Here is a 24883-nt window from a genome sequence, read left to right on the forward strand (position 1 = left end):
TGTATTCAATCCAGCCCGGCCCTGTGCCGGGCTTTTTCTTTGGGAGCCTGAAATGGCCTATGAATTGAAAAGCTACGATTCCAAGCAAGTCAAATGTGTTCTGGGTGCGCATACCCTCACGGGTCCAGCCGATGACACTTTCATCAGTATCGAGCCTCAGGGTGATGGTGTCAGCAGCTCGGTGGGGGTGTACGGTGATGTGGCGCGCTCGATCAGCCATGATCCGCGTCACACCATCAAGATTACGCTGCAGCAGACCAGCCGTTCCAATGACGTCTTGTCCTCCTTGTGCGATGTAGACCGCCTCTCCGGTGGTGCTGGCGCATTTCCCATCCTGATTACGGATCTGCGCGGCGGCACTCTGTTTACCGGTACCGCCTGGGTGCAGAAAAAGGCTAACGCAACCTTTGCCAAGGGCATCGGTAACCGTGAGTGGACGCTGGAAGCGGTGGGCGGCTTTACCAATGGGGGGAATGACTGATGGCACGCCCTGTGGAGGTGACGGTTAACGACACCATTTTTCTGATCACCCCTATGGATGCTTTTGAAGCACTGGAGGTTTTTGGTGATTTGCAAAAAGACCTTTTGCCTGCCGTGGGCGAACTGTTGTCCCTGGGTTTGGGTGCGCAGGCGGAGCAGGCCGAGGTGTTGATGACGGGTGCGATTGAAAAGCTGTCCGAAAAATTGAGTGGGCGTCAGCTCAAGCAGTGGACGGATCGCTTGATCAATGCCGACTCTGTCGCTGTGTCGATGAATGGTCGGGACATGCGTCTGGATGCGGCAGCGCGCGCGATGGCCTTCAAGGAGTTCACCGATATTCTGGAATTGCTTTTCCATGTTCTGAAGGTGAATTTTGCCTCCCCTTTAGGGCGTTGGCTCAGCCGTTCTGGTCTGGACCTGAGCCAACTGCCAGCCAAGCCGTTGGGAGCTATCAGCCAGAACTCGAAAGAGAGTTTTTAATCTGGCGGCCAGTCATGGCCAGCAAAGTGACCGTCGGCGAGATTCGCCGGCGGGACGTGCTTTTGCTGGATTTAATCAAACTGAACCACCTTATGGACGCTGAGGCCGCTGCGTTGGACGCAGCACGCACAGTGAATAAGTAATGACAAATGTCCGTGAAATTGTCGCAAAGATGAGCAGCCAGGTGGACCTGTCCGACTTGAAGGCCTATGCACAGTGGTATCAGCGCCTTCAAAAGGATGCAGTGGATTTTGCGAAGTTGGCAAAGCAGTCCATTGTTCAAAGTCGTGCCTTGCATGCGCTTGAGCGTGGCGCTAAAAGCACCCAGTTGGCTGTGGGTAATGTGGTGCGCGGCCTTCGTGGATCTAGGGTAGGCTCTCGCTCTTGGGATCCATCAAGGGCAGGAAAAGCCACTGCGCCAGGTGCTGGAGCAGTGGCACCCGCCGCTTGGGCTGGGGCGATCAGGCAAACAATCGTCAAGAATGTCGGTCTTGATACGGTGAAGGAGGTGCTGCTGGCAGGCAATCAGTTCAATCAAGTCCAGGCACAGTTGGCAATGAGCTCCCAGGGCGAACAAGAACACCAGTTTATTGATCAGCGTTTGACTGCTGACTCTCAGCAGGCGCGCCAGCCGTTTGCGCAGAGTGCTGATTTGTTTCTGCGTGTCCATCCGCTTATGCAAAGCCAGGGCAAAGGGGCGCACGACAGCCTGGATATGGTTGCAGCAGTGGGCTTGTCCTTGACGGCGAGCGGCTCGGACTCGCAGCAAACCAGTGCCTTTATGGCGCAGTTCATCAAAGACCTGAGCCAGGGAAAGCTGAGCGGAGAAGGCTTTCAGAACATGCTGACCAATAATCGACGCATGTTGACGTACTTGCTGGACGGCTTAAATAATACCAATCCTGCCTTGGGAGCTACTCGTCAGAATTTGTTTGACCTGGCCCAGCAAGGCCTGATTACGTCTGACATGATGGTGTCTGCTTTCGGCAATCAGTTGAACACCATGCGTGTGGATGTGGAAAAACTGCCCGCCTCCCTGGCCAGTTCGTTGACCGAGTTTTCGGACAAGTTGGCGCGGGTCAGCGGCGTGTTGCAGCAACAGACTGGTGTGATTGATCTGTTGAGTTTTGCTTTGAAAGTGCTCGGTGACCATCTTGAGCAGATTACGCACTTGTTGGGTCTGCTTGGAGCGGCACAGGGGCTGCGCAAGTTGGAAACTGCTATGGGTGCACTGCTTGGGCGTGGGCAGTCTGTGACTCAAATGCTGCGTGGCCTGGTCGGTGTGACTGGGGTACTCGCCAAAGAGCTGTGGGTAGCTGTCCGGCCCTTTTTGCGCTGGATGATTATCGTTGAGGCCATTAACCTGGTCATTCAGGATGTGATTGCCTGGTTTCAGGGAGGGGACTCGGTCCTGGGTTCGATTATTGGTCGATCTGAACAGTGGCAAGGGGAGATTGAGGCAGTTCGTGGTGCCCTGGTGTGGGTCAAGGATCTGTTGGGGGGCGGTGCCGATACCTTGGATTCCTGGATTGATAAATGGGGCGCCGTGATTACGGTAGTGACGGGTCTGGTGCTGCTGATCGGTGGTATCCCGGCCCTGATTGTCACGCTGGTGGTGTTGATCCTGAGCTATCGCGATGAGATTGTGAGCTTTGCCAAAGACTTTTGGGACACCTTTGTTCTTGCCGCTGAACAGACCTGGGTAGAGATCAAGGCTACCTTTACACGCATGTTCAATTGGTTCGAGGAACAGTTTGCCAAAGTAGGCGCCTTCTTTTCCTCCATGGTTCCTGAAATGCCGAGCTGGGCGACCTTCGATGGTGTCAAGAGTGCCTTAGGCCTTGAGGTTTCTGCCCCTGTGCCCAGTTCCACTGCAGGAGGGCAGTACACCGACAATCGCACCATGATGGTTACGGTGCAGACAAAGGACCAGGCCGAGAATATTGTCGATGCCGTAGGTCTGAAAGCTCAGGAGTATGGGTTTGGCAACTCGGCTCAGAACATGAATCTGCGTGCTCCTCATACCGAGGTTGCGCCTTAAGCCAGCTTCTTTTTTCGCCCTTGATGGGGTTAACGCAGACTTGCCGCCGCCTGGCGGCTTTTTTTATGGGTGCTCATCATGGCATTTGTAACCTTGTTGTTTGATCTGGCTGGCAAGCAAAGCATGCTGGGCAGTATTCCTTTGGATGCCTTGTTGACCGAGGAAACCGAGTTGACGGCCACAGTCAGCAAGTATCCGGTTGAAAACGGTTCGGTGATCTCGGACCACATTGCCCAGGAGCCCGAGAGCCTGAGCTTGTCGGGTGTGATTACGGCCGCCAGCATCTATACCTTTATGAGTGGCGGACGGTCCAAGTTAATCGCGGCCAAGGATGCACTGCGTCAGATTCATGAGCGACGTCAGCCTATCACCATCGTCACAGGGGCTGATGTTTATCAGAATTATGCGATGACTAAAGCCACTATTTCCCGCAAGAACGAAGGTGAAAAACTGGATGTGGCTTGTAGTTTTCAGAAGATTACTGTCGCTCAATTACGAGAGGTCGATATTCCTGAGGATGTGGTTGCGTCTTCCGTGGAGGGCAAGGCGGGTCAGACTGCTGCGGCAGGCGGGACAGTCAGTGATACGCGGTCTCAGAGTGTGCCCTCCAGCAATCTGACAGTACAGACAGGGAGGGGGACATGATTGCGATTCCCTTGGTAGACCAGAACAGCTTTGTGATTGAAGCAAGCCTGGAAGGCGCTAGCTATTTCTTGAGTTTTGACTGGAACAGTGAAGCGCGCGTCTGGGTGCTGGGTCTGCAAGATGCCCATACCAGCAGTCTGTTAAGTGGGGTGTTACTGGTTCCTAATACGCCTTTGCTGGAGCAGTTCCGGCATTTACGCCTTCCTCCCGGAGAGTTTGTAGTGGACATGCAGGACGAAAAACTGCAATTGGGGCGAGATTCTTTCTTGAGTGGTCAGGCCACTTTCTTCTACTTGAGCAGGCAGGAATATGGCGCGCTTCGATAGAGTCTACCGCTTGCTGGTGGGCCGACCTGGGCAAAAAGGTGTGGAAATCGCTCCGCCGCTACGCGTGAAGTTTGAGGTGAGCAAGGATACGGGAGAAGCCCCGAATCAGATCAGGATCAGTGTCTGGAATCTGAGCCCGCACACTCGTGAGGCTATTGTGGAACCGGACAATGTGGTTGCTCTTTACGCAGGTTACGCGCAAGAGGAGGGCGCGTTGTTACTGGCCTATGGAACGGTGGTGCACGGGGCGAGCAGTTTTCAGGGCGCGGAGATTGTGACGGAACTGGAGGTCCTGGATGGCTTCACTCAAATTCGAGACTCCGTTGTCAGCCTGGGTTGTGGAGCGGGTGCTCAGGCCCGTTTGATCATAGAGGACGTGGCCTATCAAATGGATTTGCCTTTGGTGATGGCGCAAGACATCCCGGATCGGGTCTGGCAAAACGGTTTCAGCTTTTATGGTGCTGCGCGAGTGGCCTTGCATAAGGTCGTGCAGGGAAGTGGCTTGGAGTACTCCATTCAGAATGGCGAGCTCCAAGTCATTGAGCGGTGTGGGACTACTCCTCGCAAGGGTTTTGTGCTGTCGTCAGAAAGTGGTCTTCTGGGGAATCCGGAGCGGATACGTCAGAGCGCGAAGGAGAAAGCGGTCAGCAAAGGCGGTGCACCGGCCAGATCCGAGCGTCAGCAGGCAGATGGCTGGCGTGTCACCTCTTTGCTGTTACCCAGCCTGAATCCCGGTGATCTGGTCAAGCTGGAGAGTCGTCAGGTGCAGGACTGGTTCCGGGTTGAGAGTCTGAAACATACGGGTGATTGGAACGGCTCCGGGCACTGGCAAACCACCATCGAGCTGCTTGATCGTCATGCGGCACCCAAAGAAAAGGACAGTTCATGAATCAGCTTATTACGTCTGTTTTGTCTGACATCAATATTTGTCTGCCCGGCATTGTTCAGGAATACGACGGCAAGACCGTAACGGCTAAACCCGCGCTGCCCAAACAGTTGGCCAATGGGCAGACCTTGGCTGCGCCGTTGATTGTTGCTGTACCTGTCTGTTGGCCAATTGCTGATGGTGGTCAGGCCATGATTACGGTGCCTTTGAAGCCTGGTGATCCTGTTGTTCTGCACTTTTCGCAGCGCAGTCTGGAGAACTGGTTGTCCGGGTCGGATCAGGCACCTGATGATCCACGCCAATTTGATTTGAGCGATGCCTTTGCCACGCCAGTGATGCGCCCTGGGCCAGTGGCAGATACCGAAAACCTGACGGTCCAGTATGGCCCGGGTTCCATGAAGTTGGCACCGGACGGCAGTTTGACCGTGCGTGTTCCTCGCCAGCATGTCATTGCTCAGGAAACGATTTTTGATAGCCCCGTTATCGTCAATGGATTGCTGACTTATACGGCTGGCATGGCGGGGTCGGGTGGCTCTGGCAACTCAATCAGCATTCGTGGTGGTGCCAGTTTTGATGGGGGCAAGATCATGCATAACGGCAAGAACATTGGTTCGGATCATCGCCATGGTGGTGTGCAAACAGGTGGTGGCAATACGGGAGGGCCGGTGTAATGGCATGGGATTTACAACTGAATGGTCGGCATGACCTGGCCCTTTCATCGGACCAGGATCTGGTCTTGATTACCGGTGCCGAGCGTATCCGTCAGCAAATTACCATCACGTTGCTGACTTTTCTGGGGGAGTGGTTCCTGGATCAGCGCTGGGGCGTGCCCTATCTGGAAAAAATCATGGTCAAGGCTCCGAACCGGGCCGAGATCGAGAACATTGTGCGCGCCAAAGTGCGTGCTGTACCAGGAGTGATCGCTGTGCCTATGGTGCAGATCGAGCTGAACGCTGTCGCTCGCCTGGCTCGGATCACATTGCCTGAAATTCAAACAGACGCGGGCCCGGTTACGGTCACCGTCACCCAATAGGATTCAAGAAAATGGCTGATTACGGTGTGACTCCGGAGGGGTTTGTGCGTCCGCGCCTACCTGAAATCCGGATGGAAATCATAGAGGAGCTGCGCCGAAATTTGCGCGCACGCGGTCTGCCTGATGATATGGAAACCAGGCCAGACTCGGTCACGGGGGTGTTGATCGACACGTTTGCCGAGCGTGAAACGGCGCTGTGGGAAATGGGGGAGGGGGTGTACTACGCCATGTACCCCGGGTCAGCTAGCGGGGTGTCCTTGGATCGGGCGGTGTCCTTTTCAGGTGTGAAACGTTTGAAAGCCGAGCGTAGCCGGGTCTATGTGCTTGCGTATGGTTTGCAGGGGACACAAATTCCGATGGGCGCTCAGATCCGTCATCGCAGTACGCAAACTATTTGGCGTACTACACAGGACATCACGATTGCGGCGGGCGCAGCGGCAGACGTGCGCCTTGTGCCTGTTGTCCAGTCTTCGGCAAGCTACATCGTGACGGTGGATGGGACGCCTTATACCTATATCAGCGAAGCAGGAGCCACGATTGCCTCTGTGCTGGCTGGTTTGGTTGTGGCTCTGGCCCCCAGTGGTTTGCACGTTGCCAGTGATGGCGCGACGATCCGCCTGGTGGCGGTAGCCACCTTGTCCGTCAGTATCCAGCTAAGCGGCAACTTGTCCTTTGCGGAGGTGGGTTCGCCTGTCCTGGCAGAAACCGTAGAGGCGATTGCAGAGGTCACTGAACCAGGAGATCTGGATTCGATCGTGACGTTGGTAGCCGGATGGGCTCGGGTAAGCAATTTGCAATTTGGTGCAGTGGGGCACCAACGCGAAACAGATGCCCAGTTACGTGCTCGCTATCGCTTGGGTGTATTCCGCTTTGGCGCGGCGACACTGCCCAGTATTGGGCCCAACATTTTTAATGAGGTCCCGGGTATCAGCGATATTCGGGTTTTCAATAATCAAACCGATCAAGTCGATGCTGCAGGGCGTAAACCGCACAGTGTGCATGTGATTGTGGATGGCGGTATTGATGACGATATCGCCCATGCCATTTATCGCTTCAAGAGCGGAGGCATTGATACCAACGGCGCCATTACTAAAGTGCTGGACACCCCGGAAGGTATTCAGTTGATTCAATTTGATCGGCCTGAGCCTGTGTATGTGTGGGTGCGAGCGGTGGTGACCTTGTTACCTGTTGAAGAGCAGGCATTCCCGCCAGATGGCTTTGGGCAGATTGAAAAAGCCATTCTTGCTACCGGCGAGGGGCACACCATTGGTCTGGATGTACGGCACCAGCGATTCTTTTGCCTGATTTATGGCACTAAAGGGATTGCTCAGGTGGATCTGCAGCTTGCCCATTCCACGAATCCCACGTTTGTGCCGGGGGCTGCCGACTACAAGGCCGCCAATATTGAAATTGGGGATGCCCAGAAGGCCATGTTTGATGCCAGCCGCATAAAGGTGACGTGATGAATCTGGAACAACATCATGCCGATATTGCCTGGAAGCATTTTCTGGATCAGTACGGCGGCTCCTCACGGCTGGAGTCTTTGGTACGGGCCTTGTATGTACCGCTCGAACATCATCAGCTCAAAGCGTTGCACGATGAGCGCTGGCTGGATGTAGCCGTTGGGCGGCAACTGGATGGGATTGGCCAGATTGTGGGGCAGTCTCGCGAGATTGAAAACTCGGTCTATGTGCAGTTCTTTGGCTTTGTTGCTCAGCCTGCCACCGTTGGTTTCGGCCTGGCTCGGATTCGTCGTGAGCATGAAAGCGAAACATCGGGCTCTAGCACGCTCCTGGATGCGGAGTACCGGCGAATCCTGTACTGGAAGATCGCGGTCAACAATGGACATGGGACGACACCAGAAATCGCAGCCGCGTTGAAGACCATCTTTGAGGTGTCCCAGGTTCGTATCAAAGATGTGGGCAATGCCAAGCTCAATATTTGGATCAGTGCTTTGCCCGGTCCACACAATCCCCTGATGGCTGACCCGTATCAATGGGTGCCAGCAGCGGCCGGAGTAGGAGTGCACATCCTGACCGGATCCAACGAAAAACCATTCGGCTTTACCAGCCAGAGCTTCTATGGCTTTGGCACCGGGATGCTGGCACGAATTATTTGAAAACCAATATTGCCACCACGCACGCGTGTTGGTAGCCACCGCCTTCGGACGGTCTTTTTATGAGGTGTGAAAATGGCAGTAGTGAATTTCTATTCCGGCTTTGAATACAAATGGGGTCAAACCGGCGGCATTATTGACCTGCAAGATGATCAATACAAATTAGGCTGGGCTTTCATCGGTTCGACCCCGCCATCAGTGGAGCAGTTCAACAAGCTGCAGCAGCTCAATGACGAGAAGTTTGCCTGGTTGTGGGGCCAGTTCAAGCAGGCGGCAGATGCTCGCAAGGTCACCATTGGGGGCGACGACTTGCTGGGACTGAACAAGTTGCTGACGGCTGTGACGCCGGATGCGACTACGGCCAGGAAAGGCTTGGCGGCTTTTGCCACAGATGCCGAGGCTATCGCACTGGCCAGTAAAACCAAGGCGTTGACTCCGTATGGCCTGAGCTTGAACATCACGCAAAGCAGCAATGATGTCACAAGCGGTCGTCTGTTGAAAGTAGGGGACTTTGGCATTGGCGGCGTGATGGTCACCCCGCCCAAAGGCCGAACCAACTTGAACCCAATGGGCTTGTATTACCAGGCAAGTGCAGTCCCGTTTGGCGGTGGTTCCTTCTTTGTTGAAATGCCCTATAGCAGCACGGTGGGTGGGTTTCGTCTGTCCAATGATCCGTATAAGGATCGTTATTACCTGAATAGCTGGAACAAAGACATCTCGGCGTACAGCAACGCGGTCGAGCTGTTTCATACAGGTAACTTCGACCCTGATAGCAAAGCTGACAAGGCCAGCTCGCTGCCTATCTTTGCAACCACACCCACGACGGACTCCGGGCCGGTTATCTATGTGATTGATCGCCAGCAGATTTTGCATTGGCAAACGATCGGATCCTTTAAGGGGTATGCGAGCCCTGATGTGGGGCGCTTTGTTTGGGGAACATCGATGAGCGCCCGTGCCGATGAGGTTGATGCGATCGGACAAGTAGTGGCACCGACCAATACCCGCTACAAGGCTCTGGTTGCCTGGGCGGAGGCAAACGGCCATATCGTGGCTCCGGCTGACTGGAAAAAGGGCGCATTCGTGTTTTCCAAGGTCTCGTCCAGCAGTTTCCGCCTGCCCGATTTGCGCGATCAATTCATCCGCGCAACCGGAACTGACGCTGACACTGCAAATGCAAGATTGCTAGGCAGTACACAAAATGCAGCTACCCGCATGCATCCAATACAAACCTGGATATCGACTGGTTTCGATCCAACCGGTGCAGAAATATCACTTGTAGGCGCAGATGCTGCGGGCTCTATGGGGGAACTTTCAGCCTCGATGTTTCCTAATCAAGAGATGGAAACAAGGCCTGTAAATACGGCCCTGCACCCACGTATTCAGATTTGAATGCGGGGGGGGCAATGCCATATTTTTGGGAGCGAGTTTCTGTGGATGTTCGACATACTCGGGATGCATCGAAGTCAAACCGATGCCAGTGCACTGGTGGCCCTGTCATCGCTGCATCTCTGGCTCCCGAGTTTACTAACTGATTAAAAGCACCGGTCACTGCTCCTGTAGAGGGCACGAAGTCACCCAGCCCACCGATGATATTTTGCAGCGCGTCAAGTTGGGTTGTACTTAGTGCCCTCACATTTGCAGTCCCATAGTCACTTTTTCTAATTTTTCTATGCCACAACAATGTGGCCAGGAGTTTTTATGCCTAATTTTCAAACTGATGCTCATGGCCTGCTTAATGGTCTGTCCCCTTATCAAGAAAAAGGGTTTGGTGATGTTGCTGTTGCTCCCCCCAGTACTATTCCTGCCGGTAAGGTATCGCGTTGGGTATCTCGGCTGGAGACGCTGGATCTGGAGTATGGGGAGCCGGGTACCGGGGAGTGGCAGTTGGTGGATGACAACCGCAAAGTCGTGCTTTATACCCCGAATGGCCCTTACACGCTGGGTGCTTCCTATTTTGACCAGACTTATGATGGCCTGGGTGTGTTGCCTTCCTGGTTGAGTACGGAACCTGAGCCTGAGGCGCAAGCAAGTCTGGAGTATTTGCGTGAACAACAGTTGGCGGTTGTTAATGCGGGCTTTGAACAAGCAGTGTTTGGGTTGACTGCTGCTTATCCTGCGACCGAACGTCTGACCTGGGCTGTGCAACAGGCAGAGGCACTGGCATGGTCCGATGATGCATCGGCATCCACTCCTTATCTGGATGGCATTGCGGCGGTGCGCGGTATTCCTCTGGAAGACATGCGTCAAAAAACCTTGGCGCAGGTGCGTTCGTTTCTACAAATTACCCAGCAGTTCATTGGCCTGCGCCAAGGGTTGCGTGATCAGATTGATGCTGCTGGTTCAGCCGCGGCTGTCAAAGCGATTGTCTGGCCTGTATCAGGCACCCAGGCGTAAGTGATCGGATTGGGCGCGGCCCAGTTTGCTGCGCATCTGCTTCTGGGCCAGGTCCCGCCCGCGAGGATGAAAATAGCGTTGCAGCATTCTGGTATCTCGATGCCCAGTGACTTTGGCAAGCTCATGGGCGGGAAAGACATCAGCCAAGCGAGAGGTGGCCTCATGGCGCAGATCGTGAAACCGCAGATCCAGGAAGTAGGCACGGACAGGACGCCGACTGTATTGACGGCATAAGGTTTCGTAGGCTTTCCGGGCACGTATGCGGGCACGGCCAAAGGCGCGGCTGATTGAGCCTGGCGTGACATCAAAAATGCGGCCTCGCAAGGGTTTGCCGACTAGCCATTTGCGTAGCGCGTCGCGTGCAAAAGGGGTCAAAGGTACGTAACGGGTATAGCCATTTTTGGTGTCTTGCAGGATGATAACGCCGTGCGTCAAGTCGATTTGCTCACGAGTCAAATTTACAATTTCAGAGCGGCGCATGCCTGTTTCCACAGCCAGGGCGACAACTGTGGGCAGACAACTGGAGCGGGTGTGTTTCAGGATCCATTCGACCTCGGAGCGTGGACACTCTTCGGGGCTTACGCCATACAGACGAATTTGATTGAACAGTCGACGATCTCGCGCATCGTTGACGGCGGGGCGTCGAATCAGTTGGACCGGGTTGGCCAGCCAGCTATAGCCCCAGTCTTTACGGGCGACTGTGTAGAGATGGGAAAGAAGTGCCATCCGTCGATTGACGGTCACGGGTGTGCGGGTTTGCATCCACTCATCGCGGATGCGCTGTAAATCCTGCGGTGTGATCCGGGCAATATTTCGGTTTGTCAGCAAGGTGCTGTTCCAGGCTCGGGTTAAAGAGCGCTCCTGGTAGGCCGATTTTTTCAGGGCAGACACCTCGTTCAGATATCGCTCCAAGGCCTCCGCCAATGAAGGGCAGGTTCGGGAAAGGCGGCGCTGACGGGTGGCATTCATAAGTAAATCTGTCTTGTAGGCCATAGGCTGGCCATTTCACCTGTGCTTTTTAACAGTCGTGCTCCTATGGGGCGGTATATCGGTGTCTGCTGGGGTTCCTCATTCAGTGATGACGTTTATGCAAGGGAAAAAATGATGTTTGATAACGACGCCGCTCACCTACCCATAAGCACCGGCTCGGCCCTGCTTATTTATGGCTGGACGATGCAGGATTTTGTGCTGACGCTGTGGGCGGCTTATGTGGTGATTTTGATTGTGACCAAGCTGCCCGAGTTTATTCGGGCAGCGGCCCGGATTGTGGGGGGCGTGCAGCGGGCCTGGCGCCAGCTCAAGGAGTGGAAGCATGGATCTAAAAACTAAGCTGGGCTCTGGGGTGGTCGCGGCAGCGATTGCGCTGGTGGCTGCCTGGGAAGGGCGCTCTTTGGTGGCTTATGTGGATCCGGTGGGGATTCCGACGATCTGTGAGGGCTATACGCAAGGGGTCAGGTTGGGTGATGTGGCGACCCCGGAGCGGTGTGATGCGCTGACTGAACAGGAGGTGCGCGGGGCTTTGGTGGTGGTGGATCGTTCCGTGACGTATCCCTTGCCGGATGAGGTACGGGTCGCTTTGAGCAGCTTTGTCTACAACGTGGGTGCCGGGGCTTATGCCAACTCGACCTTGTTGCGCAAGCTACGGGCTCAGGATATAGCCGGCGCATGCCGGGAGCTGGATCGTTGGGTCTATGCCGGTGGTCGCAAGCTGCGGGGGCTGGAGCGGCGGCGTCAGGCTGAGAGGCAGCTATGTCTGTCAAGTCTGCATTAGCAGGGGCTGCTGTTCTGGCAGCCCTTTTTTTATGGGGGGCGCTATATGGTCAGGAGCAGTATCGCAAGGGATATGAGCTGGCCCAGGCCGAGACCAGGGCGGCGCAGTTGCAGGCCGAGGTTCGCGCGCGCTTGATGGAGCAACGATTACAAAAGGAGGTGGAGGATGTTCGAGTCAATTATCAAGCGCAGTTGGATGTGGCGCAGCGTGCTGCTGTGGCTGCTCGCATCGATCTTGACGGCTTGCGCGGCAAGCTCGCCGCCGCCAATGATCGTGTCGCCTCTCAGGCTGCCCGAGCCGGATATGCGCTGGATGAAAACGCCCGAATTGCTGCCGAACTGCGCAACGTGGTCGGCCTGTGCGCAGAGCGATATACAGAGTTGGCAGCAGCGGCTGACGGATATCGGGGCGCTTTAGGTGGTTTGCAGGGGTATGTGCTCGAGCTTCGGAAGTAGGGCGCTGTACGTAGCGCTGCTTTACGGAGCGGGCACATTGTCTGCTTAGCGCTCCAGGCCCTCAGCTTGATAAAACTGCTGCAGTTCGCGGGGGCTGCCGAGTCTGACTTTAGGCAAGGTGCTTGCTGCGAAAATCTTCAGGTACTTCTGCCGGTTGGGTGGTGTGACGACGGTGATATGGCGGATCATTTGCCATTTCACGCTATCTTTACCGCCCTCCAGGGCTCCACGGCGATCGCGTTCAAACAGCGTGCGTCGAAAGTAGCGTAGCAGGCTGGTCGCTGTGGACACGTCCAGCAGGATAAAACCCGTAGCGCGCTCCAGGCGTGCGGGCAGGTGGCGGGTGTAGTTGCCTTCCATCACCCATTGCTCCTGCGCAATAGCCGCCTGATGCAGCGCGACAAAATCCGCTTCGGGGCGGGGAACCCAGTTGGTATGTGGTTGATGGTAGAGCTGATCCAGGTGTACGGCGGGGATGGTCAGCTTGTGTTCGATCGCGTCAGCCAGGGTGGATTTCCCGCTATTGGACGGGCCAAGAATGCAGATGCGGGGGCCTAGATTCTCAAGAACGGGCATGTTGTGGTGCTGGTGTGATGAAGGTTCAGGAGCCGCGAGGCTGTTGGGTCGTGGTGAGGTGAGTCTATCACCGCCTCACTGTTCTCAGTCAGGCTGGGATGAGCGGTGTTTAGCCGTGATAGTCGGATCTGCTCACTGTCGGCGCAGATGGCAAGCGAATCCTGCCCGCCGTGTCGCGCTTGGTAACAAGGCAAGCCCAAAACCTCTGTTCTGATAAGGACACTGATGATATCTGCTGTTATGGTTGAATTTCCAGCCATGAACAATGGGAGTCATTATGTCCAGTTACGTCAAATTGCGCTCGGCCTTGGTGCTGGCTATTTCTTCGGCTGTCTTGTCGTTTCCTGCCCATGCTCAGTACACGGGTCCTTCGGAGATCGGCCAGACGACGGTGGCGGAGATTTTGAAAAATCCTGTGGATGATCAGGACGTTCGGGTTCAAGGTCATCTGCTGCGTCAAACCGCCCATGACAAGTTTTTGTTTTCTGATGGTACCGGAGAGATCGTGGCGGAGATCAAGGCCAAGCATTTTGTGGGCCAGACCCTGGATGAGAAAAACAAGGTGGAGTTGATTGGCGAGGTTGACACCAGCTCCAAGCGACCACCCGAGATCGAGGTGGATTTCCTGAAGGTCGTGGACTGATGCGGCTTACTTGATGCTTTGTTTTTCGGCTGCCTGATTATCCCCATATCCGCTGATTGAATGTGACGCTACACTGGCCGGGTTGCGGCATGGGCCGCTTTTTATCTCTGCGTCCAGAATGGCTAAGATTCTCCCAATCCTGATGTTGGTCGTCTCCAATGTGTTCATGACCATTGCCTGGTATGGACATTTGAAGTATCCCAATAGTCCTTTGCTCAAGGTGGTGCTGATCAGTTGGGGTATCGCTTTGGTGGAGTACTGCCTGGCGGTGCCTGCCAACCGTCTTGGGCATACTGTCTACAGCGCGGCCCAGTTAAAGACCATGCAGGAAGTAATTACCTTGCTGGTGTTTGTGGTGTTCTCGGTGCTGTATCTGAAAGAGAGCTTTACGCTCAATCACCTGCTTGGCTTCACTTTGATTGGTGCAGGAGCATTTTTTATTTTTTATGGGCCGCTGAAGTAAGGGTAAATTCCGCTGCCGTCCCTTTAGCTCAGGCTCTGTGGTTTACGGCAGGAAGAACAAAGCTCGGTGTGACGCAAATGCGATCCACCGGGCTATTTTTTTGTTCTGAGAGTATGTGCAGACACAAAAGCAGGCACAAAAAAAAGCCTCGCATGTCGCAAGGCCTGAAGCCGGATAAATAGGGAGGTGAAAAATGTTATCCGGTATTTCCATACTACGGATGGGCAGGCCCGCTGACTAGGTTCAAAGCATAGCAGTGAGTAACTATTTGTGGCTCTGGGCCTGCTGTTTCTTAGCTTGCTGGGCCAATCCGAGGTGGTTTTCTAGCTGAATTTGGATAAAAAGCGGCCCTGAAAGAAACTACCCCCAAGGCCGGATGTCACTCCAGTCTTAGGGGTATTTGATCAAGCGGTCAGTGCAGATAAGGCTCCGACGGCGTTATGGTCAGGCTTACTTGCCGACCTGTTCAGACTCGACCACCATATCCAGCACGTCGGCCTTGGAAGACGCATCGGCAGGAACATTCTTCAGTTCGTAGCGGTCGATACGCAGCACGTTACGAACGCCCGGGGTGTGGGTGTAGCCTTCAATGTCGCCGTAGTAGTACATCCATTCGCCTGTGTGGGTTTTGATACCAGAATCGTTGTACTGGATCTCGCGTACTTTCAAGCACTGGTAGTTAGGCATCATGGGGTGCGAGCAGGCCTCGCGCTGAGCGGCCACTTCCAGGAAGACGCGGGTAGGCTCGCTACCATAGCGGGTCGTGGCGGTAGGCTCACCTTTCAGGCGCCATTTGCTGCCGTCTTTGAAGCTTAGGGTCAGGACAGGGGCTGGGTTGTCCGGGGCCGAGTCGGCCTTGGCCATGCTCCAGTTGCTTGCCGTAGGCAGCAGTTTGCCTACTTCTTGCTCGTTACGCATCAGCTCGGGGTCCGAGCACATCTTCATGGTGCTGACGGGCGAGGTGAAGGTTATTTTTGAACCGCTGATGGTGTAGCCACTGCCCAGGACATTACACAGATTGTCCACGGACATCATCTTGTCAGAGAAATTCAAGGTAACTTGTTCGCCACCAGCGCCAGGAATGGCCGGGGCTGGCTGGCCGTCTTTACCGGTCGTGGCAAACAAACGCCAGTGATAAGCCTGTAAAGAGGTTTCTTTGTCCATTTGGCGCTCGGAAGTAGCGGTGTTGCTGTTATTTGGAGCCGCGCAAGCGGCTAGACCCATTAAGGCCAGTGAACCAATCGTCAACTTGAGGGTGTTTTTCATGGGTGGTTTCCTTGATGAGTCGTAGGGCTGCGTCGGGGGGGGGGGCAGCCCTGGGTAAAACAAGATAATCCAGAGGGGACAATCGGGTCGATCGGCCCGGTACCGAATTTAGTTCGTCGTTAAAGCCTGAACTTGATTATCCAGACTTTTGCGCAAGGAGTCTGGCAAGGATAGTAAACGTGCCAGCTCATCCAGGTAGGCTCGTTCCATATAGCTTTGCTCATCGATGGCGATCACGCTGGTCAAATAGATCTCAGCCGCCATCTCCGGGGTTTGAGCCAATTGGGCCACGGCCTGAGGGTCGACGGGTTTGAGCAGCTCTTGAGACAACCAGTGGCGAGCCTGTTCGGGGGCCGACATTTTATTGACCTCCGCCTCGATCAATTCGCGCTCGGCATCACCGATGTGGCCGTCTGCTTTGGCGGCGGAGACCAGCGCGGCCAGAATGACCATGGCATGGGTATCGGCCTGGCTGGTGGCGGCTAAAGGAAGGGGGGCGGGGGGGACGGCTTGCACCGGCGTAGGAGCCGATTGCTGGCCCGCATTTTGTTCCTGCCAGTTTTGGTAGACCTTGATGGCCAGGGCACCCAGGGCAGCCGCTCCACCATAGGCGGCCATGGAGCCCCCCATCTTGCGGAACTTCTTGTTGCCCAGCAGGACGCCCAGAACGCCGCCTACGACGGCACCGCCGCCAAAGCCGCCAGCCTGTTCACTAATCTTTTTACCTAGGCCGGAGGAGTTCAATTGGCCCTGACCTTGTTTCAGTGCGCTTTGGCCGCTTTGCAGAATTTGTTGCAGCATTTGCTGAAGTGACATGGATTCGCTCTATCAGAGGTAAACAGTAGCTTCGTTATAAACTACTTTATTAGGCGCGCCCGCGTACAATTGTAAGCAGACCTGCCGGAGAAAATCGCCCAGCAAGGCGTGTAGGGCACGGGGAATTTGGTATCTTATGTCCAGATCAATCCATATAGGCGCGGCTGCGCTGATATCAAGGGGGGAAGGGCTTAATTAGCTCTGCATATTATGAAATTGACTCGAACTGCTTTCGCTTTGTCCATTGTTCTGGCCGCCTTGGCCACACCGGCCCAATCACAGGTGAAGATTGGCGTTATTGCCTCGGCCACCGGACCCACCGCGGTAGTGGGTTTGCCTCAGCGCAATACGGTGCCGCTTTTGCCGACCAAGGTTGGGGATTTGACGGTGGAGTACATCTCCCTGGATGACGCCAGCGATCCGAACCAGACCGTGACCTTGTTCAAGAAAATGATTTCCGAAGACAAGATCGACGCCTTGATCGGGCCTACCGGCTCGCCCAATGCAATGGGCTTGATTCAGTTTGCTGCTGACGCGGGTACGCCTGTGCTGGCCCCAGTGGGTGCGGCTTCGGTGGTTCTGCCCATGACGGAGCAAAAGAAGTGGGTCTTTAAAACCACGCAGAACGACGACATCATTGCTCAGGCGCTGGTCAAGCACATGGTGGCCAATGGGGTAAAAACCGCGGGCTTCCTGGGCTTTAATGATGCCTACGGCGAGAGCTGGTTAAGTGTGTTCAAAAACTTGGCTGACCAGAACAATATCAAGATTGTGGCCACAGAACGCTATGTGCGTTCGGACACCTCGGTAACGGGTCAAGCCTTGAAGATTTTTGCGGCTAAACCGGATGTGGTGTTGGTGGCGGGGACGGGTGCTGCGGCTGTGCTTCCCCAGGTGACTCTGGTTAAGCAAGGTTACAAAGGGCAAATTTATCAAACGCACGGTGCTGCGTTACCGGCCTTCCTGAGTCTGGGGGGCGAGCAGGTGGAAGGCACGATTCTGGCCGCCAGCCTGATGCTGGTTCTGCCGGAAATTGAAGATAGCAATCCATCCAAGCCGATTGCCCAGAACTACATTCAGCGTTACACCGAGCGTTATGGTTCGGCACCAGCAACCTTCGGCGCCAACGTGTATGACGCAGGTCTGTTGCTGGAAAAGGCGATTCCTGAAGCCGCCGCCAAGGCCAAGCCAGGCACCCCCGAGTTTCGTTCCGCCTTGCGCGATGCCTTGGAGCAGACGCGGGATCTGGTGGCGACTCAAGGGGTGTACACCATGTCGCCCGAGGACCATAGCGGCTTTGATGAGCGTGGCCGTGAGCTGATTACCGTGCGTAATGGTCAGTGGCACTTGCTCAAACCGTAAATCGGGTTGATGCAGGCATAAAAAAACGCGGCTCAGGCCGCGTTTTTCATATCCCTCTGATAGGAAGTAAAGGACAGACCATCTTGTTGGTCAGGCCTGGCTGGGTAGGCTGAGCAAAATGTGAGGCTCTTCAACTTCAAGCTCAGTTTTCAGGTACTTGGCACCAAAACGGCTGAGCGCCACGATCAACTTGGCAGGAATACCGTCCAGAAGAATGTAATAGTCTTCCTGACCTTGCTCTATGTGCTGGACCACATCGGGTTGTGAGCGCTGCCAGCCCGCGCCGCCCAAATGGGTGATTCGTTCGTAAGGGTCCCGACGCATATCTTTCGTGACGTATGCAACCTCGATCATTTGCCACCTCATGAAGTTCTTGTTGGGACCTTCATCATTGGGCATAAGACCGCTGGCAGCCATTAGGGATTTTACGAACCTTGAGGTTTAGACCTTCAAAGCCTTGATCAGATAAGGATCCAGGTCCGGTTGGCGCAGCAGCCAGTTCTTGTAATCCTGTGGCACATCCGCAATGGCCATGCCTTTGTGTTTGCCAAAATGCAAAATGGTGGGAATGCGGGCGTGCTCGGAGAGCTGCCACAGTTGCTCCCAACTGTGAATGTTCTGTGTCAGCCCCAGCAAGTGCTGCAGCAGTGACAGGCAGTTGTGCACATCAGCCAAGGCACTGTGCGCATTGCGCAGGCGCTCGCGGGCATGGGGGCGGTCAATGTGATAAATCAGGGCGGATTGGCTATAGCTGTCCAGCCCTGGCATTAGGTGACGGGCCAGCGCCAATGTGCAAATGCGTTTGATCGCCGGGTAGCCCGCTACGCCCCAGTCATAGTCCACATTGTGGCCAATGATGTATTTGGTATCAGCGGGTAGCTTGAATTCAGTGTGCGAAGGGCAGTCTTGCAGTTCTTCGTCGTAGATATGGTGAGTTGCCAAGGCACCCAAGGTATTGGGTTCGTCGGGGCGGTAGCGTTGCTCAAACTCTTCATTGATCATCAAGAAGGCAGGGTCGCTCAAACGCAGCCAAGCTGCCTCGATAATTTGAGGTTTGGCAGAGCCAGTGGTTTCAGTATCAAACAGCAGGGCAGACATACGAGAATCGCTAACAGACAAAGTCGTCATGGTAGTGCATGTGCCCCGCTTTGCCTATACAGGCTTCAGGCGGAAGCCCTCGGGGACGCCCCAGCGGTTGGTGCGCAGCAGCCAATGCGTCTCGCAGCTCAGGCAACGGTACTGGGTTTCGTGAGCTCCGTCGGGGGAGGGAGGGTGCTGACCGAGCAAACGCAAATCGGCATGCGCTTGGCTGGTACTTAATCCTTGTGGCAAGTTCAAACACGCTTGGCACAAGGGCGAGCCGTAAATTGACGCCATATTCCCGCTCCCTGATGTTTTGTTTCGTATTGAAACATCAGTATCGGTTTGCTTACGGATAGCGTCAAGTCCCCGTATGGGGCTCGGGGAAAGGGTAGGAATAACTTTGGTCACGACCAGCACGTTTTGCCTCGTACAAGGCGGTGTCGGCCTGGCGAAGCAGGGCATGCAGATCCAGGGTGGAGGGCTCCAGCGTGGCGACGCCCAGACTGGCCGTCATGGTCAGTTGCTGGTCGTTGTCCAGAGAGAAGGGAAGCAGCGCAATACTTTTACGGACGCGTTCGGCCACGGCATGGGCCTGGCTGGCACTGCAGTCTGGCAACAAGATGCCAAATTCTTCACCACCCAGCCGGCCGCATAGATCGGTATCGCGCAAGGCCAGGGAAATGCGCTGGGTGATGGCCGTCAAGGCCAAGTCACCCACATGGTGTCCGTGGGTGTCGTTAATAGGCTTGAAGTGGTCGATATCCAGAACAATCACGCTGACCGGGACTTGTTTCAGGCGGCATTGCGTCAGGATGGCCTGGCTTTGCTGATAAAACGCCTGTTTGTTCAGCAGTCCCGTCAAGGCGTCGTGGTGAGCCAGCCGCTGGAGTTTTTCAACGGCCAGGTTGCGGGCCGACATCAGGCTGGCACTGCTAATGGACGCCAGAGCAATAGAGGCAACGCCAATGCGCAAGGACAGCAGGTCCAGCGAGGTATGTAACTGACTGGGTAAAAAGTACACGGGCTGGCTCAGGGCAAAAAGAGTCCAGAGCACATAGAACAAGGTTAATAAGGTTGTGGAAAAGAGCGAGTAGCTCAGGGCGCACCACAATAAAGGCAGAACAGGAAACGCCAGGGAGCCGGGGCCGTCAATCAGCAAGCTCAACAAGCTGGTCAGCAGCAGCGACAAGGCCGGTGCCAGTTGGGCCAGACTCATTAAATGGGGTTCGTTCCAATATTCCTGAAAGCGGCGCCAGGGTCGGGCGGGGGCGGTCAGGATGACGGGCAAGATGGCGGTATAGGAAATCAGGCCAGTCAGTATCCAGGACAGGATGGCCAGGGACAAGTCCTGATCCGTGTGCAGGTACAGGGCAAGGCCCCCTAGCAGGGCGGACAGGACACAGGCCAGGCCATAGTAGGCCGCCAGGATCAACATGGCCTGAGGGCGTCGCAAGGACAGATCCAGCAAGGGGTTACGGGTGATCAGTTGGTACGCCAGGGCGATACCGCTGACGTTGGCCAGGGTCAGTAATAGCGCAATAGGCAGGGGATTCTTCGCGATCAGTTCGGCGCAGAGGTAGGCCAGAACAATAATCAGCCAATTAAGTAGCTGACTGGCCCAATCCGGGCGACGAATGAACAGACCCAGAACGACTGCTTCGGCTGGCCAAAAAATGGTTAAGGCGTCGTAATGGCGCAGCTTTGTGCCCAGCAGGGTCAGGATCAAGACCAGGCCGAACAGAAAAAAGCGGGAGAGATAGGAAGGACGCCGTGACGGGCGCAAGCAGAAAGTCTGCTTTGGTTTCATATCCGTTGCCATAGGAGCGCATGCTCGTCGTGGACGCTTTACAGCGTCGGATAAGTTTCAAGCCGCCACTATTTTAGGATGAAAGCAGGAATGTTTCTTACTAATTGTAATTATATGTTTTGAAATGAAATTAATACGGGGACTAGATTGGGTGCCCCGTATTAATTAGGGCGCAAAGCCTTAGTTCAAGGCGGGCAAAGGGTGGCGTGGTGCCACGTGGTGCACGTCTTGCAGGCGGAAGCGGAAACGCACGTTGGCGTCCTGGTTCTGGGCATCCGCGGTATAGGTGGTGCAGCCGTGTACAGGCGAGCTGAAAATCACGGTGCCCGCCATGCGAGGGCCGTTTTTAGGTTGCAAATAAACAGTGTCGCCAATGCGAATATCGGTTTTGTTCAAGGCAATATGCTCAGGGCGCGAGACCAAACCGGTTGGATAGATATTTTTCATAATTTTTTTCCTTATCGTGTGGCGTCATTACATCGTTTTTTTATTGAGATTTGATGACACCATGATGGACCGGTCTCCATACAGAGGCCAGGCCATTGCTATTTCAATGTAGAGCCGTGCTGGCGGACGCGTTATGCATCAGGCAGATGTGCTCGGTAGCAGCATGGACAGCGCCTTATTCGTTTGCCAAGCAAATGGACGGAGCGAGTCCGCTACGATGCAAAAAATAAGTCTGGATGTGGCTGTCGTCGCCGTTGTGAATGTAGACCCGCATGGTTGGGAACATGCCGACAGATCAAGAGGACCTGCTAAATAGCTACATTCAAAAAAAGGTTGATTGCACGTTCTTAATGTAATGGATATGTTGGTGCAAGCAATCAACTATTTACTCATAAGCTTTGATCTTTGTCAAGCACTAGGGCCAGAAAGTTTTGAGAGGGCGATGTTTCTGGCCCACGCCTTTTCAATATGTCGCTAAAGCCTAGGCAGGTGAATGCCCTGGCTGCTCTAGAATAAGTTTCTTGTCTTTGCCTTTTCTTGTTGCGACTCATGATTACCATTACCGGTCTGTTTACTCATCCCATCAAATCCTGTGCTGCCCAGGCTCATCCGCAGGGCGTGGAGGTCAGTGTTGCGGGCCTGGCCTATGACCGCGAGTGGGTCGTGGTGGATCAACAAGGCGTATTCATGACTCAGCGCCGCTGGCCGCGCATGGCCTTGATCCGGCCCGTGGTGCAAGACGGACAGATCACCGTGCAAGCGCCGGGTATGGAGCCCTTGTCCTGGTCTTTGGACGCTGCGGCAGGGGATAACGTGGCCGTGTCTGTGCGCATCTGGAGTGCAGATACGCTGGGGCGCGACGAGGGTGACCAGGTCGCAGCCTGGTTTAGCAATTTTTTGCAGACTCCTTGCCGGGTGCTGCGTAACCACAGTCGGGCGCGTCGTTATGTCTTGACCGAGCGGGTACGCCCTTGGGAAGAGAAATCTCAAGGTTGGCGTGAGATTGGTGATCAGCAAAGAGGTTTTGGTTTTGCCGATGCACTGCCTTTTCTCTTTACCAATGAGGCGTCCCTGGACGAGTTGAATCGTTTGGTTCAGCAGTCTGGTGAACAGGCTGTGCCTATGGACCGATTCCGTGCCAATGTCGTGTTTGAAGGTTTGCCTGCCTACGAAGAAGACTATGTTCTGGGCGTCAGCAGTGAAGGGTTGAGCTTTGCCTTTATTCGCGGGTGTACGCGCTGCCCTATGCCTAATGTGAATCAGCTAACGGCCGATGTAGGCACGCAGCCCGGCTTGGCCCTGGCGCAAAGCCGTCAATTTCCACAGGGCACCTTGTTTGGCATGCAGGCTATGCTGGTCGAATCCAAGCCCCAGATGCTCCGTGTTGGCCAGAGTCTGGATGTGGAATACAGCTTTTAAGCGTTAAGCTGTTCTTGTCAGGCGCTTGCTTGGCGTCTTGATCAGGCGTAGTCCAGGGGCAGGCGGGTCGTGAACTTGATCTGCTCCATGGCGAAGCTGGAGCTGACATCCGTCAGCTCAATTTCAGAGATCAGTTGCTGGTACACCCGATCAAAGCTTTTGATATCGGGCACGACCACGCGCAGCAAATAGTCGGTATCACCGCTCATGCGGTAGAACTCTACAATTTGCGGAATCGCCTCGACCACTGCAGAAAACTGGCTGTACCACTGCTTGTTGTGCTGATTGGTCTTGATGGCCACAAACACAGTCACCCCGACATTCAGCTTTTCTGAGCTAAGCAGAGCCACGCGCTTTTCTATATAGCCTTCTTGTTCCAGGCGTTGTATGCGTCGCCAGCAGGGTGTGCTGGACAAACCCACCCGGTCGGCAATTTCCTGGATGGCCAAGGTGGCATCGTTTTGGAGGATTTCCAGAATATGTTTGTCGAATTTATCCAGCATGGAAATAATTTCCTAATAATTTATATAATTATAGGTTTGTGTTCTATGGATTCTCGATCTTATAGGGCAAAAACGCAATAATTCACTGCGACCCCTTGCGTAGACTGTTTCCATTCATCCGTAGCGATCACGATCAGGAAAACAGCATGCAGGACTGCGACTACCAAAATACCCGTTTGACTCATTTAGGCCGCGACACCAGCGTGTCGGCTGGCTTTGTGAATGTGCCCGTTTGCCGTGGTTCGACCATTCTGGCGGACAATCTGGAGCAATGGGCGCAGCGCAAAGAACCTGACAATCCCTATGCCTCGTATGGCCGTTTCACCAATCCCACCTTGCAGACTTTGACGCAGGCCGTGGCGGATCTGGAAGGGGGGCATCAGGCCAGTTTGTTTCCTTCCGGGCTGGCGGCTTGCACCCATGCTTTATTGGGCATGCTGGAAGTGGGTGACCATTTGCTTTTGCCAGATTCGGTTTATGGGCCGGTGCGTGCCTTCGCTCAACAGGTTTTGGCCTGCCGCATGGGAATTCAGGTGCAGTTTTATGAGCCGTCCCTGGGCGAAGGGATTGCGAGTCTGCTCAAGGCCAATACCAAAGTGGTTTATGTAGAGTCCCCCGGTTCGGCTACGTTCGAGGTTCAGGATATCCCCGCCATTGCACGCTGCGTGCATGCCGTGGGGGCGTATGTGCTGATGGATAACACTTGGGCGACCCCTCTGTTTTTTCAGCCTTTTGAACATGGTGTGGATGTCTCCATCCAGGCGGCTACCAAGTATGTGACCGGCCACTCCGATGCCTTGCTGGGCATTGCCACTGCGAATGAACGAGCCTGGCTTTTATTGCGTCGTGCTGCGCATGATTTTGGTCAGACGGCGGGGCCGGATGATGCATTTCTGGCCTTGCGGGGCTTGCGTACTTTAGGTGTGCGCTTGCGCCAGCACCAGGCCAGTGCCTTGCAGATTGCGCAGTTTTTGGAGAAACACCCCCACGTGCAGCAGGTGTTGCATCCGGCTTTGGAGTCTCATCCGGGTCATGCAATCTGGAAGCGGGATTTTACAGGCTCGACTGGCTTGTTCGGAATTGTGCTGAAACCCTTGAGTCAGGAACAATTATCCCGTTTTTTCAAGGCTTTGCGCCTGTTTGGAATCGGTCTTTCCTGGGGTGGGTTCGAGAGTCTGGCTCTGCCTATCGACATGCCTCAACGTAATGGACGGGCCTTGTTTGGGAAGGGGCAGTTGTTGCGCTTGCACGTGGGGCTGGAAGAGCCCCAGCACTTGCAGCAAGATCTGGCACAGGCCTTGGAGGTGGCTTATTCGGCTCCCTCATCCTGCCAGAACAGTGGCCTGCGCTTAGTTGCCCAGCAAGCTTAACTGCTGGTTTTCCTGACGGGCGATCAGACGACGCGTTTGCTCTTCATTGATATCCAGGCTGGGATCGTCCAAAGAAGGTTGAGCGGGGCTGGAGATGCGCTCGCTAATCCGGTTCCAGCGCAAACCCAGTTTGCTGGGTTTGGCAGGGCGGCGACGGCTGCGTGGGGCCGTTTCATTCTGGTCGGGTGTGTACTGAGTCAGGTCAAACTGGCCCGTCACAATACCGACTTGCTTGAGCAGAACCATTGCCTGCAAGGGGCTTTTGAAACTACGCGGGTCTTTGCTGCGGGCTGTGACCAGCACGGCCTGGCCTGCCCGTGTCGCCACTTGTACAAAAAAATGATTGCCTTGTCCTTTGATGGACACACCCAAAATACCCCCGGCTTGCGTGGCGGCACGCAGTTGCTGCAGGGTAAAGGTGACGATTGCGCCTTGACAGGGCAAAGAGGACATAAATTAGCGCTCAATAAAGAAAGCCCGCCGTTGCGGGCTGGTCGGGCA

The 24883-nt window shown here is 54.9% G+C and carries 31 protein-coding genes; 20 read left to right on the plus strand and 11 right to left on the minus strand.

Translation table 11 applies throughout. From position 1 onward, the window contains the following. The first annotated feature begins 52 nt into the window (after positions 1 to 52). From OSH09_RS01205 to OSH09_RS01260, 12 genes are all read left to right on the plus strand, one after another. Positions 53 to 481: a phage structural protein gene (locus OSH09_RS01205; protein ID WP_266119888.1), complete on the plus strand. Its 429-nt coding sequence runs from the start codon at positions 53 to 55 to the stop codon at positions 479 to 481. Further along, entirely contained in the window at positions 481 to 960 is a 480-nt protein-coding gene (locus tag OSH09_RS01210; RefSeq protein WP_266119889.1) for a phage tail assembly chaperone, read from the plus strand. The genes OSH09_RS01205 and OSH09_RS01210 overlap by 1 nt, the downstream gene beginning before the upstream one ends. Positions 961 to 1102: 142 nt before the next feature. Then, positions 1103 to 3001 carry a tape measure protein gene (locus OSH09_RS01215; RefSeq protein ID WP_266119890.1) on the plus strand — a complete coding sequence of 633 codons (1899 nt, stop codon included), beginning with the start codon at positions 1103 to 1105 and terminating at the stop codon, positions 2999 to 3001. 78 nt (positions 3002 to 3079) lie between these two features. After that, complete coding sequence (locus OSH09_RS01220; RefSeq protein WP_266119891.1) at positions 3080 to 3646, plus strand: phage baseplate protein; 567 nt, start codon at positions 3080 to 3082, stop codon at positions 3644 to 3646. Beyond that, positions 3643 to 3972: a phage baseplate plug family protein gene (locus OSH09_RS01225; protein ID WP_266119892.1), complete on the plus strand. Its 330-nt coding sequence runs from the start codon at positions 3643 to 3645 to the stop codon at positions 3970 to 3972. The genes OSH09_RS01220 and OSH09_RS01225 overlap by 4 nt, the downstream gene beginning before the upstream one ends. Next, positions 3956 to 4861 (plus strand): phage protein, encoded by a 906-nt coding sequence (locus OSH09_RS01230; protein ID WP_266119893.1) that lies wholly within the window; start codon positions 3956 to 3958, stop codon positions 4859 to 4861. The genes OSH09_RS01225 and OSH09_RS01230 overlap by 17 nt, the downstream gene beginning before the upstream one ends. Beyond that, positions 4858 to 5529, plus strand: coding sequence for a Gp138 family membrane-puncturing spike protein (locus tag OSH09_RS01235; RefSeq protein ID WP_266119894.1), 672 nt, complete (start codon positions 4858 to 4860; stop codon positions 5527 to 5529). The genes OSH09_RS01230 and OSH09_RS01235 overlap by 4 nt, the downstream gene beginning before the upstream one ends. Beyond that, positions 5529 to 5891, plus strand: a complete 363-nt coding sequence (locus OSH09_RS01240; protein ID WP_266119895.1) for a hypothetical protein — start codon at positions 5529 to 5531, stop codon at positions 5889 to 5891. Before OSH09_RS01235 ends, OSH09_RS01240 begins: the two co-directional genes overlap by 1 nt. A gap of 71 nt (positions 5892 to 5962) precedes the next feature. Then, a complete protein-coding gene (locus OSH09_RS01245) occupies positions 5963 to 7354 on the plus strand; it encodes a baseplate J/gp47 family protein (RefSeq protein ID WP_266119896.1) in 1392 nt (463 codons plus the stop codon). Beyond that, a complete protein-coding gene (locus OSH09_RS01250; protein ID WP_266119897.1) occupies positions 7354 to 8010 on the plus strand; it encodes a DUF2612 domain-containing protein in 657 nt (218 codons plus the stop codon). The genes OSH09_RS01245 and OSH09_RS01250 overlap by 1 nt, the downstream gene beginning before the upstream one ends. A gap of 72 nt (positions 8011 to 8082) precedes the next feature. After that, positions 8083 to 9396, plus strand: a complete 1314-nt coding sequence (locus OSH09_RS01255; RefSeq protein WP_266119898.1) for a hypothetical protein — start codon at positions 8083 to 8085, stop codon at positions 9394 to 9396. Between the two features lie 309 nt (positions 9397 to 9705). Beyond that, positions 9706 to 10401 (plus strand): hypothetical protein, encoded by a 696-nt coding sequence (locus tag OSH09_RS01260; RefSeq protein ID WP_266119899.1) that lies wholly within the window; start codon positions 9706 to 9708, stop codon positions 10399 to 10401. Here OSH09_RS01260 and OSH09_RS01265 read toward each other — a convergent pair. Beyond that, positions 10384 to 11370 (minus strand): site-specific integrase, encoded by a 987-nt coding sequence (locus tag OSH09_RS01265; RefSeq protein WP_266119900.1) that lies wholly within the window; start codon positions 11368 to 11370, stop codon positions 10384 to 10386. The two genes, OSH09_RS01260 and OSH09_RS01265, sit on opposite strands and share 18 nt — an antisense overlap. 135 nt (positions 11371 to 11505) lie before the next feature. Between OSH09_RS01265 and OSH09_RS01270 the strand changes: the two genes are divergently transcribed. The 3 genes from OSH09_RS01270 to OSH09_RS01280 are packed head-to-tail and all read left to right on the plus strand — an operon-like array spanning position 11506 to position 12627. Further along, positions 11506 to 11730, plus strand: coding sequence for a hypothetical protein (locus tag OSH09_RS01270; protein ID WP_266119901.1), 225 nt, complete (start codon positions 11506 to 11508; stop codon positions 11728 to 11730). After that, complete coding sequence (locus OSH09_RS01275; protein ID WP_266119902.1) at positions 11714 to 12172, plus strand: lysozyme; 459 nt, start codon at positions 11714 to 11716, stop codon at positions 12170 to 12172. The genes OSH09_RS01270 and OSH09_RS01275 overlap by 17 nt, the downstream gene beginning before the upstream one ends. Beyond that, a complete protein-coding gene (locus tag OSH09_RS01280) occupies positions 12151 to 12627 on the plus strand; it encodes a DUF2514 family protein (protein ID WP_266119903.1) in 477 nt (158 codons plus the stop codon). Before OSH09_RS01275 ends, OSH09_RS01280 begins: the two co-directional genes overlap by 22 nt. A gap of 45 nt (positions 12628 to 12672) precedes the next feature. Here OSH09_RS01280 and OSH09_RS01285 read toward each other — a convergent pair whose 3' ends face one another. After that, the gene (locus tag OSH09_RS01285; RefSeq protein WP_266119904.1) at positions 12673 to 13203 is read right to left on the minus strand and encodes a P-loop NTPase family protein; all 531 of its coding nucleotides are present in this window, start codon (positions 13201 to 13203) and stop codon (positions 12673 to 12675) included. 277 nt (positions 13204 to 13480) lie between these two features. On the opposite strand from OSH09_RS01285, the gene OSH09_RS01290 reads away from it, so the two are divergent. Together OSH09_RS01290 and OSH09_RS01295 are read left to right on the plus strand one after the other, a co-directional pair. Continuing rightward, a complete protein-coding gene (locus OSH09_RS01290) occupies positions 13481 to 13846 on the plus strand; it encodes a YgiW/YdeI family stress tolerance OB fold protein (protein WP_266119905.1) in 366 nt (121 codons plus the stop codon). A 118-nt stretch (positions 13847 to 13964) separates the two neighbouring features. Next, positions 13965 to 14309, plus strand: coding sequence for a DMT family protein (locus tag OSH09_RS01295; protein ID WP_021446759.1), 345 nt, complete (start codon positions 13965 to 13967; stop codon positions 14307 to 14309). Between the two features lie 450 nt (positions 14310 to 14759). On the opposite strand, the gene OSH09_RS01300 is transcribed toward OSH09_RS01295, so the two are convergent. Continuing rightward, positions 14760 to 15575 carry an META and DUF4377 domain-containing protein gene (locus tag OSH09_RS01300; protein WP_207873932.1) on the minus strand — a complete coding sequence of 272 codons (816 nt, stop codon included), beginning with the start codon at positions 15573 to 15575 and terminating at the stop codon, positions 14760 to 14762. Positions 15576 to 15683: 108 nt separating this feature from the next. Beyond that, positions 15684 to 16391 carry a tellurite resistance TerB family protein gene (locus tag OSH09_RS01305; protein ID WP_207873933.1) on the minus strand — a complete coding sequence of 236 codons (708 nt, stop codon included), beginning with the start codon at positions 16389 to 16391 and terminating at the stop codon, positions 15684 to 15686. Between the two features lie 210 nt (positions 16392 to 16601). On the opposite strand from OSH09_RS01305, the gene OSH09_RS01310 reads away from it, so the two are divergent. Then, positions 16602 to 17753 carry an ABC transporter substrate-binding protein gene (locus OSH09_RS01310; protein WP_266119906.1) on the plus strand — a complete coding sequence of 384 codons (1152 nt, stop codon included), beginning with the start codon at positions 16602 to 16604 and terminating at the stop codon, positions 17751 to 17753. Positions 17754 to 17843: 90 nt separating this feature from the next. Here the strand turns inward: OSH09_RS01310 and OSH09_RS01315 are convergent, their stop codons facing one another. From OSH09_RS01315 to OSH09_RS01335, 5 genes are all read right to left on the minus strand, one after another. Then, entirely contained in the window at positions 17844 to 18107 is a 264-nt protein-coding gene (locus tag OSH09_RS01315) for a DUF3892 domain-containing protein (protein ID WP_222668434.1), read from the minus strand. Between the two features lie 87 nt (positions 18108 to 18194). Further along, positions 18195 to 18881 carry a 3'-5' exonuclease gene (locus tag OSH09_RS01320; RefSeq protein ID WP_266119907.1) on the minus strand — a complete coding sequence of 229 codons (687 nt, stop codon included), beginning with the start codon at positions 18879 to 18881 and terminating at the stop codon, positions 18195 to 18197. A gap of 24 nt (positions 18882 to 18905) precedes the next feature. After that, positions 18906 to 19130, minus strand: a complete 225-nt coding sequence (locus tag OSH09_RS01325; protein WP_207873936.1) for a hypothetical protein — start codon at positions 19128 to 19130, stop codon at positions 18906 to 18908. A gap of 64 nt (positions 19131 to 19194) precedes the next feature. Beyond that, on the minus strand, positions 19195 to 20643 hold the full coding sequence (locus OSH09_RS01330; RefSeq protein ID WP_266119908.1) for a GGDEF domain-containing protein: 1449 nt from the start codon (positions 20641 to 20643) through the stop codon (positions 19195 to 19197). Positions 20644 to 20823: 180 nt separating this feature from the next. Next, entirely contained in the window at positions 20824 to 21090 is a 267-nt protein-coding gene (locus OSH09_RS01335; protein ID WP_009455580.1) for a hypothetical protein, read from the minus strand. A 549-nt stretch (positions 21091 to 21639) separates the two neighbouring features. Between OSH09_RS01335 and OSH09_RS01340 the strand changes: the two genes are divergently transcribed. Then, on the plus strand, positions 21640 to 22509 hold the full coding sequence (locus tag OSH09_RS01340; RefSeq protein ID WP_207873939.1) for an MOSC domain-containing protein: 870 nt from the start codon (positions 21640 to 21642) through the stop codon (positions 22507 to 22509). 41 nt (positions 22510 to 22550) lie between these two features. On the opposite strand, the gene OSH09_RS01345 is transcribed toward OSH09_RS01340, so the two are convergent. After that, positions 22551 to 23012: an Lrp/AsnC family transcriptional regulator gene (locus OSH09_RS01345; RefSeq protein WP_207873940.1), complete on the minus strand. Its 462-nt coding sequence runs from the start codon at positions 23010 to 23012 to the stop codon at positions 22551 to 22553. A gap of 146 nt (positions 23013 to 23158) precedes the next feature. Here OSH09_RS01345 and metC point away from each other — a divergent pair, with 146 nt between their 5' ends. After that, positions 23159 to 24382, plus strand: a complete 1224-nt coding sequence (gene metC, locus OSH09_RS01350; protein WP_376912145.1) for a cystathionine beta-lyase — start codon at positions 23159 to 23161, stop codon at positions 24380 to 24382. Here metC and OSH09_RS01355 read toward each other — a convergent pair. Then, positions 24362 to 24835 (minus strand): hypothetical protein, encoded by a 474-nt coding sequence (locus OSH09_RS01355; RefSeq protein ID WP_207873941.1) that lies wholly within the window; start codon positions 24833 to 24835, stop codon positions 24362 to 24364. The genes metC and OSH09_RS01355 overlap by 21 nt on opposite strands. Positions 24836 to 24883: the final 48 nt, after the last annotated feature.

The organism is Alcaligenes parafaecalis (genome assembly GCF_026344135.1).
Classification (GTDB): domain Bacteria; phylum Pseudomonadota; class Gammaproteobacteria; order Burkholderiales; family Burkholderiaceae_B; genus Alcaligenes; species Alcaligenes parafaecalis.